We start from the raw sequence: 473 nt of genomic DNA, 5'->3' as shown, positions 1-473 counted from the left end.
GGGTCACCGGCTGGCCCGGATTGTCGTAGCGCGCCTGATAGTTCCGCTCCAGCAACACCCGGCCCTCGCCGGGGTTGGACGGATCCACCACGAAGCGCGTCTCATGCCGGGTGTTGAACCAGCGGCTGTTGACGATGGCCAGATCGTCCCGGCCCCAGACGACGCCGCCAAACCGTTCCTTCAGGTCGATCAGCTTCACGGGCTCGGCCGTGAACGGCGCGGCCTGCATGAAGACCCGGTCCCGGAACTCGGCCGCCTTGCGGATGTCCCCGCCGTCCAGCGCCTCCACCCAGGTCAGGGTCGCCGGCGCATCGGCCCGCCATTCGACCGCGCGCGGCCCCGGCGCCACGGCGTCGAAGGCGGTCGGCACATCGTCCCTCAGCGGCAGGTCGGCGACCGTGCGCACCACGCTACCGTTCAGATCCGTCACCACGATCTCGGTCGGGAACAGGTCGTCCGGCACCGCATAGGAG

At 70.0% G+C, this 473-nt stretch carries 1 pseudogene; it reads right to left on the bottom strand.

Features of this window, described 5'->3' with window-relative positions:
- Positions 1 to 473, bottom strand: a pseudogene (locus tag JWG43_RS20740) (S9 family peptidase); the annotation flags it as partial.

This window comes from Desulfobulbus alkaliphilus (genome assembly GCF_016918545.1).
GTDB classification, from domain to species: domain Bacteria; phylum Desulfobacterota; class Desulfobulbia; order Desulfobulbales; family Desulfobulbaceae; genus Desulfobulbus; species Desulfobulbus alkaliphilus.
The sequence above is the reverse complement of the archived record's forward strand: the minus strand, read 5'-3'. Positions and strand labels throughout refer to the sequence as shown.